The sequence below is a fragment of the Variovorax sp. PBL-H6 genome, assembly GCF_901827155.1.
Lineage (GTDB): Bacteria > Pseudomonadota > Gammaproteobacteria > Burkholderiales > Burkholderiaceae_C > Variovorax.
Genome location: NZ_LR594659.1, coordinates 5,543,571 through 5,558,801, shown reverse-complemented (window position 1 = coordinate 5,558,801; position 15,231 = coordinate 5,543,571). Strand labels below are relative to the sequence as shown.

The window sequence follows — 15,231 nt, the reverse complement described above, 5'->3', positions numbered from 1 at the left end:
TCCTTCACGAGTGACTGGCCTTCATGAAGCGAACGGCGAGGAAGCCGGTCGCAAGCGCGAGTCCGAAGAAGGCGACGGGCTGCGCACGCGCGAACGACTCCATGTCGCGCATCATCACGCTGACGTCCTTGTTGCGCAGCGCGTTCGAAAGGCGGTCCAGTCCGTCTGCCGCCGAGCCGGTCAGCCCGAGCAGCGGATCGTCGCCTGAACGGCTCTGCGCCGCCTGTCGAAGCGCACCGGCAACGTCGTGCAGCCCATCGGCGGCCACGTCCTTCTTGTCGTTGGCCAGTGATTGCGCGCTGTCCTTGGCGTCGTCGAGCAACTTGCCCGCACGCGCCTTCACTTCCTGCGTCGTCGAGCCCTCGGGCCAGGTCGAACGACCGTCCGCGGACGACCGGTCCGAAGTGTCGAAGTTTCTGTCTTCGGTTGTCGAGTATGAAGCTGTGGACATGAAAACTCCTGGTTCCGGGCCATCGAGGCCCATGAGTGCTGCTGCTGTTGCGAAGCGAGTAACTCGCCGCCGCGCGCGGCCCTGTGTAGCTTCCAGGAGAACGAGGGTGTAGGAATGAATACCTATTGCTGATGAGCTCTCGCGCGGCTTACTTCGGGCTGCGGGGGCGCCGCATCGACCCGACTCCAGTACCCGCCCTCAGGACCTGCGTCGCCCATCGACAAAGACCGCGAGTTCACCGGGCGCGAAGGCGGTCCAGGTCTCGTTGACGGTGAGCGGCGCGGTCACCACCACCGCGACGCGGTCGTCCGGCGTGGTGTGCTGGGCGAAGTCGACGGACAGGTCTTCGTCCGAGAGCTCGGCTGTCAGGAACGGGTGGCGCCGCTCGATGTACCAGAGGTTCGTCGAGGCATGGGACCACAGTGCCTGTCCGTTGGAGAGCATGAAGTTGAAGCTGCCTTGGCGTGCGAAGCGCGGCGCCAGCTCTCGCAGCGTGAGCGTCAGCTCATCGATGGTCGGCACGCCGGCGTGCGACTTGGCCAGCTCCTGCATGATCCAGCAGAAGGCATGCTCGCTGTCGGTGCTACCTACCGGATGGAAGTTGCCGTGCAGCCGCGGCCGGAAATCCTTCAGGTCGCCGTTGTGCGCGAACACCCAGTAGCGTCCCCACAGCTCGCGCACGAAGGGATGGCAGTTCTGCAGGTTCACCGCGCCCTGCGTGGCCTTGCGGATGTGGGCGATGACGTTGCGGCTCTTGATCGGATAGCGCCGGATCAGCTCGGCGACCGGCGACTCGCAGGCCGGCTGGTGGTCGACGAAATGCCGCAGGCCCCGGTCCTCGAAGAAGGCGATGCCCCAGCCGTCGGCATGGTGGTCGGTGCGCCCGCCGCGCTGCGCGAAGCCCGTGAAGCTGAAGGTCACGTCGGTCGGCGTGTTGCAGTTCATTCCGAGAAGCTGGCACATGTGGATGATTAGAACGCAGCAAAGGCTTCAGGGCGCGCGCTTTTCCCTGAGCTGCCAGGCCGCGCAGATCGCCAGCGCGCACAGCCCCGCGAGCAGCAGGAACACCTCGTCGAATGCCGCCAGCCGCGCCGCGCTGGTGGCCGCATTCGCCAGCGAATCGCCGTGCGCGGCCAGCCGCCACTCGAGCACGATCGCGCACAGGCTCACGCCGGCGGCGCCTCCCAGCATGCGCAGGAAGTTGATCGCGCTGGCCCCTTGCGGGATCAGCGTCCGCTCCAGCGGGCGCATCGAGCCCAGGTTGAGCGAGGGCAGGATGAAGCCCAGCCCCACCCGCCCGATGACCGCGAACGCCGCCAGCAGCCAGATCGCGCTGTCCAGCCGCAGCACCACCATCAGCGCGAAGGAGACGGCCAGCAGCGCGAGGCCGATGCATACCAGCAGCCAGGTCGGCTGCCGGTCTGCGAGTCGCCCGACCCCTGCGATGGTGAAGGCCAGCACGATCCCGGCCGGCAACAGGATGGTGCCCACGAGCGAGGCCGAGAGATGCAGCCCGACCTGCATGTAGACCGGCAGCAGGTAGGTCGAGCCGAACAGCGCCGTGCCGTAGATGAAGGCCACGATACTGCCCATGGCGAACTGCCGGTGCTGGAACAGCGCCAGGTTCATCAGCGGCGTGCCGCCGCTGGCCGCGAGCCGGCGTTGCCAGGCAATGAAGGCACCGAAGGCCAGTCCCGCGCAGGCGAGCAGCGTCGCCGCCTGCAGCGGCGCATCGCCGCGGAGCTCGACGAGCCCGTTGAGCAGGCACAGCGTGCCCAGCGTGCCCAGCGCCAGGCCGCCCCAGTCGAGGCCGCTGCTGCGTGCGGCGACGGCACCGCCGGGCGCGGTGACCGGCACAAACTTGTAGGCCAGCCAGATCGAGGCGATGCAGAAGGGCACCACCATGAAGAAGATCGAACGCCAGCCGAACAGGTCGACCAGCACGCCGCCGATGCTCGGGCCCACGGCCGGCGCCAGCACAACGCCCATGCCGAAGATGCCGCTCGCACGGCCCTGCTCGTGCGGCTCGAATGCACGCAGGATGATGATGGCCGGGATCGGCTGCACCACCCCTGCCGCCAGCCCCTCCGCCACCCGGGCCGCCAGCACCACCGGGAAGTGGTTGGCCAACCCGCCGGTGATGCCGCCTGCCAGCAGCAGGACCATGGTGCCGACATAGGTGCGGCGATAGCCGTAGCGAGAGAGAAGCCAGGGCGTGGTCAGCATCGAGACCGTCATCGCCACCATGAAGCCCGAGCTGACCCATTGCGCGCGCTCCTGGCCCAGCCCGAAGTAGTGGCTCATGCCCGGGATCGCCACGTTGACGATGGTCGAGGACATGATGGAGGCCATGACCCCGATCATCACGGAGAGGAGGAGGAGCCAGCGGTAGCGCGTCCCGTAGCGGGCACTGAGGGAGAGAGGCGGGGGGGGTGTGTCGATCATCGTGCGGCAGCTGTTCGGCTGTCCTACAAGCATACGAGCATTGCACGCCCGGCCGCGGCGCGCGCCGCCTCGACAATGGTGCGTTGTGCTTCCGCAGACCATACAAGGTGAAGAGAGAGGGAAATGGAATCCGTCACCGACGACGACACACCCGCAGGCACCAGCGCCGAGGCCGCGCCCACGCTTGCCGCCGAGCTGAAGGCGCCGACGATCACCCGCGCCTACCAATGCCAGTGCGGCCGGCCCGTGTTCCTGCGCAACAGCGAGTGCCTGGCCTGCCACACGCCGCTGGGCTACGTGGCCGAGCACCTGGGCGTGGTGCCGCTCGCGCCGGACACGCGTGAGGACGCCGAGCCGGACACCTTCACCGTCTTCGGCGATCCGCGAGGCAAGGCCTACCGCCGCTGCAACAACCTGCTGACGCCTGCCGCCTGCAACTGGATGGTGCCTGCGCCTCGGCAGGGCGACGAGCCGTCCTTCAACACCGACGGGCTGGTGCCCGGCCTCTGCCTGGCCTGCAGCGTCACGCGCACCATCCCTGATTTGTCGATCGAGAGCAACGGCGAGCTGTGGCGCAAGCTCGAGCTGGCCAAGCGCCGGCTGATCTCGCAACTGCTCGCGCTCAAGTTGCCGGTTGTCACCCGGCTGGCCGATCCGGTGCACGGCCTTGCCTTCGACTTCCTCGGCAATGTGCCAGGCGGACCGCATGTGATGACCGGCCACGACAGCGGCCTGATCACCCTCAATGCCGAGGAGGCCGAGGATGCCGTGCGCGAGCGCATCCGCGCCGAGATGCGCGAGCCCTATCGCACCCTGGTGGGCCACTTCCGCCACGAGATCGGCCACCACTACTGGGATCTGCTGGTCCAGCCCACTCACTGGCTCGAGCCCTTCCGCGAACTCTTCGGCGACGAGCGCGCCGACTACGCGGCGGCGCTGCAGGCGCACTACGAGAACGGCCCGCCGCCCGACTGGGCCAACCGCTTCGTCACCAGCTACGCCAGCTCGCATCCATGGGAGGACTGGGCCGAGACCTGGGCCCACTACCTGCACATGGCCGACACCGCCGATACGGCGATGAGCTTCGGCGTCGACGCGCAGAACGTCGAGCTCACCAGCGACTTGTTCGAGCGCTCGGACCTTTGGCAGCCCGAGCATGCCGAGGCTGGCGAATTCCTCGACTTCCTGAACGGCTGGGTGCGCTTGACCAACGTGCTCAACGAGCTGTCACGCAGCATGGGCCAGCCCGACTACTACCCCTTCGTGCTGCCTCGCGCCGCAGTGGGAAAGCTGCAGTTCATCCACGAGGTGATTTCGGAGCAGCGCGCCGGATCGCGCCCACCCGTCAGTGAGCGAGAAGGCGCTACACGCGCCCTGGCGCAACCGCACGCATAGCGCAGCGCGCGCAGATGCAGGCCACACCGCGCGCGTCGGATGGCACGCGTGCGAGCGCCTCCGGGCCGACCCTGGCCTGCATGCACCAGCAGGCCCCCTGCGGCTGACCGGTCTCGCGTTCCAGCTCGATCGCGCAGCGGTTGGCCTCGCCGCACACCGGGCAGCGCGAGGCATCGACGGCCGGCTTGGCGCCCATCACTTCCCGATCTCGAAGGCCGGCAGCTTCTTCGCGACGCATTGGTTCTGCAGCGTCACGTACACCGGCAGCCCATCGCGATACGCCGGATAGTCCTCGCCCTGGATCAGCGGCAGCAGGTACGCGCGCCCCTTCTCGCTGATGCCGTAGCCGTCGGCCGAGATGTAGTCGCGCGGCATGAACTTCTCGGCATTGGCCACCTGGTCCAGCGGCGCGCTCCCGATGCGGTACGCGTAGGGCGCGTCGGATGTGCGCTCGATGCAGGGCATGACCGCATTTTTTCCTTCGAGCGCGAGCTCGACCGCACGCTGGCCCAGCTCGTAGGCCTGGCGCGCGTCGGTGGCCGATGCGATGTGGCGCGCAGAGCGCTGCAGGTAGTCGGCGACGGCCCAGTGGAATTTGTAGCCCAGCGCCTCCTTCACCATCTGCGCCACCACCGGCGCCGCGCCGCCGAGCTGCGCATGGCCGAAGGCGTCCTTGCTGCCCTGCTCGGCGAGGAAGCTGCCGTCGGGATGGTGCGCCCCTTCCGACACCACCACCGTGCAATAGCCATGGTGCTTGACCAGCGCATCGACCCGCGCCAGGAAAGCCGGCTGGTCGAACGGAACTTCGGGGAACAGGATCACCACCGGGATGCCGTGGTCCGCCGCCAGCCCGCCCGCCGCGGCGATCCAGCCCGCATGCCGGCCCATCACCTCCAGCACGAAGACCTTGGTCGAGGTCGCGGCCATCGAGCGAACGTCCAGCGAAGCCTCGAGCGTGGACACGGCGACGTACTTCGCGACCGAGCCGAACCCTGGGCAGCAGTCCGTCAGCGGCAGGTCGTTGTCGATGGTCTTGGGCACGTGGATGGCCTGCAGCGCATAGCCCATGGACTGCGACAACTGGCTCACCTTGAAGCAGGTGTCGGCCGAATCCCCGCCGCCGTTGTAGAAGAAGTAGCCGATGCCGTGCGCCTTGAAGACCTCGATCAGCCGTTCGTACTCGCGCCGGTTCTTCTCCAGCGACTTGAGCTTGTAGCGGCAGGAGCCGAAGGCGCCCGCGGGCGTCTTGCGCAGCGCGGCAATGGCTTCCGCCGACTCGAGGCTGGTGTCGATCAACTCCTCGGCCAGTGCGCCGAGGATGCCGTTGCGCCCGGCATAGACCGTGCCGATGCGGTCGGCGTGGCGGCGCGCCGTCTCGATCACGCCGGCAGCGGAGGCATTGATCACCGAAGTGACGCCGCCGGATTGGGCATAGAAGGCATTGAGGGGCATGGTGTGAGCTCCTGGAATCCAGCCATTGCAAGGTGCCGAGCCCTGGCGGATGCAAGCGCGACGGCTGATGCATTCTCGCGCAGGCCTGGGGCTTGCGCGAGCCGCATGCCCAGTGGCTGAATCGGACTATGTTGCCGCCTCGTTGCGACGCTCACTCGAGCCGTATCTGCAGCGCATCGATCGTGCGCTTCCAGCTCGCGCGGTCTTCGCGGATCAGCGTGCCGAAGGCCGTCGGCGTCATGGCCATCGGCTCGGTGCCGTCCGCGGTCATGAAGGCGATGACCTCGGGCTGCGCGAGCACCTGGTTGAAGGCGCCGTTGAGCCGGCGAATGACCGCATCGGGCGTCCCGGCCGGTGCGACCAAGCCGTACCAGATCGACAGGCCGAGCTCCGGAAAGCCGGCCTCTTCCACCGTCGGAATGCCGGGCACGGCAGGCACTCGCTTGTGGCTGGTCACCGCCAGTCCCCGCAACTCGCCGCCGTTGACGCGCGCCACCGAGGTCGAGATGCCGTCGAAGTAGAGGTGGATGTCGCCGCGGGCCAGCGCCAGCATCGCCTGGCCCGAGCTCTGGTAGTGGATGGGCACCAGGCCCGGCGCGCGCTTCTCGAGCAGGCCGCCCAGCATGTGGTTGGAGCTGCCCACGCCGAGCGTGCCGTAGTTCACCATGCCGGGATGCGCCCGCGCATAGGCCGGCAGCTCGCGCAGCGAAGAGATCGGAGTCAGCGGATTGACGCTGAGCATGAAGGGCACGGCCTGCAGCGCGGCGACGGGCACCAGCTTGTCGGGTGCGTAGGTCAGGCTGCGCTGCAGGTTGGGATTGACCGCGAGCGTGGTGGAGGTCGCGAGCAGCAGTGTGTGGCCGTCGGGCGGCGCGTTCTGCACGGCGAGCGCGCCGATGGCGGTGGCCGCTCCGGCCTTGTTCTCCACGACGATGGGCTGCCCGAGGATGTCCTTCGCGCGTTCGGCAATGCGCCGCGTGACGATGTCGGCTCCGCCGCCGGCGGGATAGGGCACGACGATGCGAATCGGTGTCGACGTCGCGCCCTGGCCCCAGGCAGCCGTGCCCGCGGCCAGCAGCGCCGCGGCGAGCAGAGTCCGGCACGTGGCGCGGCGGATCGGGATGGCCGGAGAGATCGAACATGTCATGGCGGCAACTCCAGAGAGGCAGATGGGCATTGGGGCAGGGGGCGTGCGGTTATTTGTCGTTCGCGTAGGTCGCCGCGTAGCGGTCGGCCAGCAGCTTGCCGGAGGCGATCGGGCTGTAGCGGGCACCCTCGCCGATGCAGCTCGGGATGCACTCGATCAGCGCGTCGTAGTTGGGCATGCAGAAGTAGGGGATCGAGAGCCGGCGCGCACGCGCGCCGGCGCCCTCTGGCGGGTTCACTACCCGGTGCATGGTCGAGACGAAGCGGTCGTTGGTCCAGCGCATCATGATGTCGCCGATGTTGATCACGAAGGCACCCTGGATCTTCGGCACGTCGAGCCAGCCCCCATCGGGCAGCATCACCTGCAGGCCGCCGGGCGCATCGTCGATCTTCAGCACCGTGATCGCCGTCGTGTCGGAATGCGCGCCCGATCGCTCCTCGCCCTTCTCCGGCGGCCGCTCGAGCGCCGGGTAGTGGATGGTGCGCAGGATGCTGGTGTGGCGGTCGATGCGCGATGCGAAGTAGGCGGGGTCGAGGTCCAGCACCTCCGCGAAGATGCGCAGGATATCGGCGGACAGCCGCTCCATCTCGCGGTAATAGGCAGTCATCGCCGGGCGCAATGCCGCCGGCCGTTCGGGCCAGAGATTGGGCATGAAGTTGTTGCCGGCCTCCGGACGCGTGTAGTAGGGGTCGTCGCTCACGTCCAGCGGCCCGATGGCGAAGCTTTCGTGCAGCGAAGGCTTGAGGGTCGGATCGATGTGCTTGCCGATCGTCTTCACGCCCATCGCGCCATAGCCCTTGTAGGCCGTGCCGGCGGGCTTGCGAATGCGGTTCTTCTCTTCCAGCGGCAGGTCGAAGAAGGCCATCGCTTCCCGGTACAAGGCGTCGACGGCCGTGTCCGGCACGCCGTGCCCCGTCACGACCAGGAAGCCGAGGCCTTCGCAGGCCTGTTGCACCGCGGCTGCCACTTCGCGCCGGCCTTCGGGTGAGCCGCGGGAGAAGGGCTGGAGGTCGATCACGGGGATCGCGTGGGTGATGCTGTCCATGACGAGGCTCATGCCGAGGTCTCCTGGGTTGGATTGACAATGGCGGCGCATGTCCGCCTGTGTGCAACCGATCCTAGTGGCGCCATCCGCACGTGGCGCACCGTGCAGGTCCCTCGGCATGAATATGGATGAAACCCAGTATGAAACCGATCAATGGCGCGTCGGCTGCACACCAGCGCTCACTGCGCGGCCGGCCCTTCGGCGTGGAGATCCAGCACCTGCTTGCCTTTCTCTGCATCTATGAAGAGCGCCAGGTCACGCTGGCCGCGCAGCGCCTGGGCCGCAGCCAGTCGGCGCTGAGCCATTCGCTGTCGCGCCTGCGCGAGCTGCTGCGCGACGAGCTCTTCGTGCTGCGCGGCGGCGAGATGTGGCCGACCCAGGTCGCCCAGCAGCTGCATCCCACGATCCAGTCGGCCGTGGCGTTGATCGACTCGCTGCATGAGGAGCGCCGGCTCTTCGACCCGCTGCACGACGGCTTCGAGTTGCGCATCGGAATGACCGACTACGCCGAGCGGGTCTTCTCGCCGCGCCTGTGGATGGCCCTGGAGCGGCGTGCGCCCGGCGTGCGCCTGACCGTGCGCGCCATCGATCGCTATGCCGCCGAGGGCATGCTGCTCGGCGACGCGGTCGACATGGCGATCGTCGGCAACCCGGTGCTCGCCGATGCCGCACTCCAGTGCGACGAACTGCTGGCCGATCCCTATGTGGTCGCGTTCTCGCGGCGCGCCCATGGCGCCGGCATGGACCTGCCCGCCTACCTGGCCGCACCCCACCTGCGCGTGGCGGTGGGGCAGGGCGAATACAGCGCCGTGGACGCGGTGCTCAAGGCGTCGGGGCACCGGCGCGACATCCGCTGCATCGTTCCGAGCTTTCTGCGCGTGCCGGCCATGCTGGAGGGGTCGGCCCTGGTGGCCACGCTCGCGCGGGGCGTGTTCTCCGATCTCGACGGGAGTGCGGGCCATGCCATCGTGCTGCAGCCGCCGCCGTTCGAGATCGATCCTGTGCGGATCGTGCTGCTGTCGCCCGGCGGCGAGCGGGTCTCGAGTGCGCAGCGCTGGTTGCGCGACCTGATCCTCGAGCTGTTCTCGGCGCGCTAGCAAAGGTCAAGCCGGGGACATCCGGTGCGACCGGAGCCGCCAAGGCGCGCGCGCGGGTTGCTCTTGCGGCGGCAGCGCCGCCGGCTGCGAGCCCGACACCGTGATGCACGAGGGCTCCAGCGCCGACACCAGCACGCGCCGGTGCTGGTTGCCTTCGAATCTCTCGCCCGCTGCGAGCACGATATCGCGCGGATCGTGGTCCACCGTGACCCACACGCTGCCGCTGCGGCATTCGATACCCACACCGGCCGCATCGGGCAGCGTGAAGATGCTGCGCTTGGCCAGGCTCAGGTGGAAACGGGCGGCGGCGGTGTTCATGGCGGGCTCCTTTTGCATTCAGCTGTGGAATGAATATAGTGAGCCGAAGGTAGAAGGTCACACGGTCATACGGAACTCGTTGCATGCGCCCTGAGAATGCCAAACCCCCTCAAGCAGTGGCCGAGCTGCCGCCGCTGGAGCTGCTGCGCAGCTTCGAGGCAGCGGCGCGCACGCTGAGCTTTACGCAGGCGGCTGCGGAGCTCTTCCTGACACAGTCCGCCGTCAGCCGGCAGATCCAGCAGCTCGAGGCCAGCCTGGGCGTGCTGTTGTTCGAGCGCCGCCATCGCGCGCTGGGACTGACCGAGGCCGGTGGCGTGCTGCAGCGCGCCGTGGTCGAAAGCCTGGAGCGGCTGCGCGACGCCACCGCGCGCTTGCGGGCGGCGCCCGCACTGCGCCAGGTCGCGATCACCTGCACGCCGGGCTTCGCCTCGTTCTGGCTGATCCCGCGGCTCGTGCGCTTCACCGCGGACCATCCGCGGGTCGACGTGCGGCTGTCGGCCACGCTGGAGGTGCTGGATCTGGAGCGCAGCCGCATCGACTTGGCCGTGCGCTTCGTGCCGCTCGAGCGCGGCACCGGCCCCGCACTCTTCGAGGAATCGGTGATACCGCTCTGCGCGCCCAAGGTCGCCGCGCAGCTGCATTCGCCCGACGACCTCGTCGATCAGACCCTGCTGACCATCGACATGCCCAAGCACAATGACGCCCCGACGGTCGACTGGGAGCCCTGGCTCGAAGTCATGGGACTCACCGGCCTGCGCATGAAGAATTCACTGCGCTTCACCCTCTACACCGACGCCGTCGCCGCCGCCGTGGCCGGACAGGGCGTCGTGATCGGCCGCTTGCCCTTGCTGCGGCACCTGTTGGAAAACGGCAGCCTCGTGGCGCCTTTCGGCACGGATGTGGCTTCGCGCCGGGCCTATTTCATCGAAAGCGCCCGTCGCGCCGAGCAGAACACGGACGCACAGGATTTCATCGGGTGGTTGCGCGCCGAGGCCGAAGCCGCGCAACGGGCCTGACCTGCTTCAGCGCTGTGTGACCGGGGTGGCGGCAACCCGCGTGCCGAAGCCGAACACCGCTGCGAGTGGCCTGGTTTCCGGCAGCACGTAGACCACGCCGCGGCGTGCGCCAAGCGTGGGCTTCACGTGCGCATCGTAGAACGCCGCCGGCACATTGATGCAGCCGTACGAAATCCGGTTGTCCTCGACGCCGGGCGTCGCGAGCCGCTGCAGGCGGCGCTCGGCCGGGTTCGTGGCACGAACGCGGTGCATCGAAACCGCTGCGTCGTAGTCGACCCACACGATGTCTTCGCCCTGCAGGTTGCGGCCCGGTTCGGTGGCAAAGCGGCCGGCAGGCGTCGTGCGTTCCTCGGGCCGGATCTGGGCCATCGGACGCTCGCCGATGCCGGGCACCGAATCATCGCCACGCGCCAAGCCGAGAAGAATGGGCGCAGAAGCCCTTTCCTTTCCGCCAGCATCGAAGACATGGACGCGGGCGCCCTTCTTGTCGACGATGGCAAAGGCCGCCCCCTGGTTGTCGCCGGTGGCTCGCACCCACTGGACCAGGCTCGCGAGCTCGCCCTGGGCCCGTGCCGGCACGGGGAGTGCCAGCGCGGCTGCGGCCAGGGCCAGCGCGAGGAAGCCGGGCGCTGCGCCCGGCAGGGTCGGCGAGATGCGGCGCACGATCAGTTGCGGTCAGCGCGCGCCATGCGCGTGTTGTCTGAAGACCTCGGCATGGTCGTGTCGTTCGAAGACATCGTTCCGCTGCCCGAGGTGCTGCCGCTGGCCGTGGAGCCGGAACTCATCGTCCCCGAGCCCGTCCCGGAGCGCTGTGTGGATGGCGTGCCGGTCGTTCCCATGGGCGTACTGCCCTGAGTGCCTTGCGTGCCCTGCGCCTGCTGGCCTGCACCCGTTGCGGGATTGGGCGAGCTCGTGGTCGGCGGGTTGCCCTGGGCCACGGCGAAGCCTGCACCGGCAATGGCCAGGGCTGCGGCCGAGGTTTTCAGTGCGGCACGAAACGAGATGGAAGTCATGAGCGATCTCCTTGAGGGTGGATGGTTGTGACCGGGTGCTGAGGCCTCAGTGTTTGCCAACGTAAACACATGGGTTCCGGTCCGGGTCGGCATGGCGCGCGCGTGCCTGTAGGACGGGAAAGCAGCAGGTCGCAGGCTGTATGGCCCGCGCGGCCAAGCCCGGCGGCATTACAGTTCGGGTCCGCGCCGCTTCGTGCCGCCATTGGCCTGAGAGGGCCCGACATCCATGACCTCGAACACAGCAGACACCCAAACCGCCCCTTTGCCGCAGCCCTCGCAGCCGGACAAGGAACCGAACGCACGAGCCGGCCGCAAGCACCGGCGCGCCCGCCCCGCGCAGCAGAATCCGCAGGCGCAGCAGCCGGCGCAAGGCAAGCAGCCCGCGCATCCGCGCAAGACCCACCCCGTGCTCGAACGCCTGTTCGAGCTCTACCCAGGCCTGTTCGGCGCCCGCTTCCTTCCGCTGAAGCTCGGCGTGTTCGAGGACCTGCTCGCGGCGCACGGGGACGAGTTCAAGCGCGAGGACCTCAAGGTCGCGCTCGGGCTGCATGCGCGTTCCACGCGCTACCTCGAGGCCGTCGCTGCGGGCAAGGCGCGCCATGACCTGAACGGCACGCCTGTGGAGCCCGTCGCCCCCGAGCATGTGCACCACGCCATTCTCGAAGTGTTCCGCAGGCGACAAGCGCGCAGCAGCGAGGACCTGCGCCCGCAGTTGCGCGCCCGCCTGATGGCCGCCATCGAGGCCTCGGGCCTCTCGCGCGAGGACTACATGCTGGTCGTGCGCAGCAACGACGAGACCGCCAATGCAGTTCTCGACGAGGCCTTTGCCGAACTGGGCGCGCGCAACGCGAAGCGCGAGGCGCTGCGCCGGGCCTTCGAGGCGAGCGGTCGCAGCGTGGCCGAGTTCGCGGAGATGTACGGGATGGATCTGGCCGAGGTGAAGCGAACGCTGGGCCCGGAGCGATCGCGTGCCGACACGCCGGGCGCCGCTTGACTCGCTGCAGTCGAATGCCCTTGGGCGACGCGGCGCTTCAGCCAGGCGCTGGGCTCACCGTGCCTTCGACGGAATGGAATACGTTCCCACGGCATGTGCGACGACGTCGCTGCGCCCCTCCGAATAGAGGCTGACCTCGCCGACCGCCAGGGAGCGGCCCAGCTTGATGAGCTTGCACACGCCGACGACGCGCGCGCTCGCCTCAGGCTTGCGAAGAAAGTTGATGTTCAGGCTGGTGGTCACCGTCAAGGGAACGATGCCGATTTCAGCGAGGATCGCCACGTAGAGCGCCACATCGGCCGTGGCCATGAGCACCGGCCCGGAGACCGTGCCGCCGGGCCGCAACTCTGCGGGGCCCACCTCGTGCGCAACCGTCGCGCCGGCATTGCCGGCTTCGAGGACAGTGCACTTCGTCTGCGGGAACTCGCGTGCAATGAACGCTGCGATTTCTTCCTTCGTGGCCGGCATGGCGATCAGGCCTGCCCTGCCTTGACCTTCAACCGCCACGCATGCAGCAGCGGTTCGGTGTACCCGCTAGGCTGCTCCACGCCCTTGAACACCAGGTCCTGCGCGGCCTTGTACGCCGCCGAGGTCTCGAAGTTGCCTGCCATCTTCTGGTAGAACGGGTCGCTGGCGTTCTGAGCGTCCACCACCGCAGCCATGCGCTGGAAGGTGGCTTCGACCTCTTCTTTCGTCACGACGCCATGCAGCAGCCAGTTGGCGATGTGCTGGCTCGAGATGCGCAGGGTCGCGCGGTCTTCCATCAGCCCCACGTTGTGGATGTCGGGCACCTTGGAGCAGCCCACGCCCTGGTCGATCCAGCGCACCACGTAGCCGAGGATGCCCTGCACGTTGTTGTCCAGCTCCTGCTGGCGTTCGGCGGCGGTCCACTTCGCCTCGGGCGCGACCGGCACCTTCAGCAGGTCGGCGAGGATGTTGTCGCGCTCCGCATCGGCGTCGATCTTCTCGAGCTCCTTCTGCACCTCGGCCACGTTCACGCGGTGGTAGTGCAGCGCATGCAGCGTGGCGGCCGTCGGCGAGGGCACCCAGGCGGTATTGGCGCCGGCCTTCGGGTGGCCGATCTTCTGCTCCAGCATGGCGGCCATCAGGTCGGGCATGGCCCACATGCCCTTGCCGATCTGCGCCTTGCCGCGCAGGCCGCACGAGAGGCCCACCAGCACGTTGTTCTTCTCGTAGGCCTGGATCCAGGGCGTGGTCTTCATGTCGCCCTTGCGCAGCATCGGGCCGGCGCGCATCGCGGTGTGCATCTCGTCGCCGGTGCGGTCCAGGAAGCCGGTGTTGATGAAGGCCACGCGCCCCGCCGCCTCGGCGATGCAGGCCTTGAGGTTGACGCTGGTGCGGCGCTCCTCGTCCATGATGCCCAGCTTCACGGTGTTGGCGGTCAGGCCCAGCATCTGCTCGACGCGGCCGAACAGCTCGCTGGCGAAGGCCACTTCGGCCGGGCCATGCATCTTGGGTTTGACGATGTAGACGCTGCCCGTGCGCGAGTTGCCCTTGCGCTTCAGGTCGATGGTGGCGATGGTCGTGGTGATCACCGCGTCCATGATCCCCTCGGGGATTTCCTTGCCGTCGGCGTAGAGGATGGCGGGGTTGGTCATCAGGTGGCCGACATTGCGCACGAACATCAGCGAGCGGCCGTGCAGCCTGACCGGCTTGCCGTCGGCCCCGGTGTACTCGCGGTCGGGGTTGAGGCCGCGGGTGAAGGTCTTGCCGCCCTTCTGCACTTCTTCGGTCAGCGTCCCTTGCAGGATGCCGAGCCAGTTCGAATAGGCGAGCACCTTGTCCTGGGCGTCGACCACCGCCACCGAGTCCTCGAGGTCGAGGATGGTGGACAGCGCCGCCTCGAGCACCACGTCGCTGATGCCGGCCGGGTCGGTCTTGCCGATCGGCGTGTTGCGATCGATCCGGATGTCGAGGTGGATGCCGTTGTGCCTGAGCAGCACCGAGCTGGGCGCCGCCGCATCGCCCTGGTAGCCGACGAACTGCGAGGGGTCCGCCAGCGGCGTGCTGCTGCTTTGCAGCGCGACCATCAGCTGGCCGTCCTTCACCGCGTAGCCGGTCGCGTTCTTGTGCGAGCCGTTGGCGAGCGGTGCGGCCTGGTCCAGCACCTCGCGCGCGAACGCGATCACCTTGGCGCCGCGCAGCGGGTTGTAGCCCTGCCCCTTCTCGGCGCCATCGGTCTCGGGGATCGCGTCGGTGCCGTAGAGCGCATCGTAGAGAGAGCCCCAGCGCGCGTTCGCGGCGTTCAGCGCGTAACGCGCATTGAGGATCGGCACCACCAGCTGCGGGCCGGCCTGCAGCGCGAGCTCGGCGTCGACGTGGGTGGTGGTGGCCTTCGCGCCCTTCGGCTGCGGCAGCAGGTAGCCGATCTTCTCGAGGAAGGCGCGGTAGGTCGGCATGTCGGCGATCGGGCCGGGATGGGCCTGGTGCCAGGCGTCCATCTCGGACTGCAGGCGATCGCGTTCGGCGAGGAGCGCGATGTTCTTGGGGGCGAGATCGCCGACGATGGCGTCGAAGCCCTTCCAGAAAACATCGCTTGCGACCCCGGTGGCCGGCAACACCTGGTCTTCGATGAAGCGATGGAGTTCGGTGGCGACCTGGAGGCCGTGGACGGTCGTGCGGGCGGTCATGGTGAGCTACTCCTTGAATCAAGACGGAAGAATGCAGTCGACGACTTTATTCGATACCTGGGTGGCGAGTAAGAGCCTCGGGCGTGAATGATCAATGACCAAATTGGAGGTAATCGCCCGCCGAAGCCGGTGAAGGCCCTGCCAAAGGGTAGGCCCTGATAGCCACGCTGCAAAGGGTCCATACATTCACCTCTCCATCCAGCCGGC

General features: G+C 68.1%; 16 protein-coding genes. 4 read left to right on the top strand and 12 right to left on the bottom strand.

All coding sequences use genetic code 11. The features are described 5' to 3' along the window. Window positions 1-4 precede the first annotated feature (4 nt). The 3 genes from G3W89_RS26210 to G3W89_RS26200 all read right to left on the bottom strand — a co-directional run bounded on the left by G3W89_RS26210 (window position 5) and on the right by G3W89_RS26200 (window position 2,896). Entirely contained in the window at window positions 5-451 is a 447-nt protein-coding gene (locus G3W89_RS26210; RefSeq protein WP_162576890.1) for a hypothetical protein, read from the bottom strand. Between the two features lie 198 nt (window positions 452-649). Continuing rightward, window positions 650-1,414, bottom strand: a complete 765-nt coding sequence (locus tag G3W89_RS26205; RefSeq protein WP_162576889.1) for a class II glutamine amidotransferase — start codon at window positions 1,412-1,414, stop codon at window positions 650-652. A gap of 27 nt (window positions 1,415-1,441) precedes the next feature. After that, entirely contained in the window at window positions 1,442-2,896 is a 1,455-nt protein-coding gene (locus G3W89_RS26200) for an MFS transporter (protein ID WP_162576888.1), read from the bottom strand. A gap of 123 nt (window positions 2,897-3,019) precedes the next feature. On the opposite strand from G3W89_RS26200, the gene G3W89_RS26195 reads away from it, so the two are divergent. Then, entirely contained in the window at window positions 3,020-4,291 is a 1,272-nt protein-coding gene (locus G3W89_RS26195) for a zinc-binding metallopeptidase family protein (RefSeq protein WP_162576887.1), read from the top strand. Here G3W89_RS26195 and G3W89_RS26190 read toward each other — a convergent pair. From G3W89_RS26190 to G3W89_RS26175, 4 genes are all read right to left on the bottom strand, one after another. After that, entirely contained in the window at window positions 4,260-4,529 is a 270-nt protein-coding gene (locus G3W89_RS26190) for a cysteine-rich CWC family protein (protein WP_443083188.1), read from the bottom strand. The genes G3W89_RS26195 and G3W89_RS26190 overlap by 32 nt on opposite strands. After that, window positions 4,487-5,743, bottom strand: a complete 1,257-nt coding sequence (locus G3W89_RS26185; RefSeq protein WP_162576886.1) for a 6-phosphofructokinase — start codon at window positions 5,741-5,743, stop codon at window positions 4,487-4,489. Before G3W89_RS26185 ends, G3W89_RS26190 begins: the two co-directional genes overlap by 43 nt. Before the next feature lie 151 nt (window positions 5,744-5,894). Further along, window positions 5,895-6,890: a Bug family tripartite tricarboxylate transporter substrate binding protein gene (locus G3W89_RS26180; protein WP_162576885.1), complete on the bottom strand. Its 996-nt coding sequence runs from the start codon at window positions 6,888-6,890 to the stop codon at window positions 5,895-5,897. A 49-nt stretch (window positions 6,891-6,939) separates the two neighbouring features. Beyond that, window positions 6,940-7,947 (bottom strand): isopenicillin N synthase family dioxygenase, encoded by a 1,008-nt coding sequence (locus tag G3W89_RS26175; RefSeq protein WP_162576884.1) that lies wholly within the window; start codon window positions 7,945-7,947, stop codon window positions 6,940-6,942. 128 nt (window positions 7,948-8,075) lie between these two features. Between G3W89_RS26175 and G3W89_RS26170 the strand changes: the two genes are divergently transcribed. Then, entirely contained in the window at window positions 8,076-9,032 is a 957-nt protein-coding gene (locus G3W89_RS26170) for a LysR family transcriptional regulator (protein WP_162576883.1), read from the top strand. Window positions 9,033-9,038: 6 nt separating this feature from the next. On the opposite strand, the gene G3W89_RS26165 is transcribed toward G3W89_RS26170, so the two are convergent. Next, window positions 9,039-9,350, bottom strand: a complete 312-nt coding sequence (locus G3W89_RS26165; RefSeq protein WP_162576882.1) for a DUF2917 domain-containing protein — start codon at window positions 9,348-9,350, stop codon at window positions 9,039-9,041. Between the two features lie 83 nt (window positions 9,351-9,433). On the opposite strand from G3W89_RS26165, the gene G3W89_RS26160 reads away from it, so the two are divergent. Continuing rightward, complete coding sequence (locus G3W89_RS26160) at window positions 9,434-10,366, top strand: LysR substrate-binding domain-containing protein (protein ID WP_162576881.1); 933 nt, start codon at window positions 9,434-9,436, stop codon at window positions 10,364-10,366. A gap of 6 nt (window positions 10,367-10,372) precedes the next feature. On the opposite strand, the gene G3W89_RS26155 is transcribed toward G3W89_RS26160, so the two are convergent. Beyond that, on the bottom strand, window positions 10,373-11,032 hold the full coding sequence (locus G3W89_RS26155; protein WP_443083217.1) for a L,D-transpeptidase: 660 nt from the start codon (window positions 11,030-11,032) through the stop codon (window positions 10,373-10,375). Further along, complete coding sequence (locus G3W89_RS26150) at window positions 11,032-11,379, bottom strand: proteophosphoglycan ppg4 (RefSeq protein WP_162576880.1); 348 nt, start codon at window positions 11,377-11,379, stop codon at window positions 11,032-11,034. The genes G3W89_RS26155 and G3W89_RS26150 overlap by 1 nt, the downstream gene beginning before the upstream one ends. A 226-nt stretch (window positions 11,380-11,605) precedes the next feature. Here G3W89_RS26150 and G3W89_RS26145 point away from each other — a divergent pair, with 226 nt between their 5' ends. Beyond that, complete coding sequence (locus G3W89_RS26145) at window positions 11,606-12,373, top strand: ProQ/FINO family protein (RefSeq protein ID WP_162576879.1); 768 nt, start codon at window positions 11,606-11,608, stop codon at window positions 12,371-12,373. 54 nt (window positions 12,374-12,427) lie between these two features. Here the strand turns inward: G3W89_RS26145 and G3W89_RS26140 are convergent, their stop codons facing one another. Next, complete coding sequence (locus tag G3W89_RS26140; RefSeq protein WP_162576878.1) at window positions 12,428-12,841, bottom strand: PaaI family thioesterase; 414 nt, start codon at window positions 12,839-12,841, stop codon at window positions 12,428-12,430. Between the two features lie 5 nt (window positions 12,842-12,846). After that, window positions 12,847-15,024: a malate synthase G gene (locus G3W89_RS26135; protein WP_162576877.1), complete on the bottom strand. Its 2,178-nt coding sequence runs from the start codon at window positions 15,022-15,024 to the stop codon at window positions 12,847-12,849. Window positions 15,025-15,231: the final 207 nt, after the last annotated feature.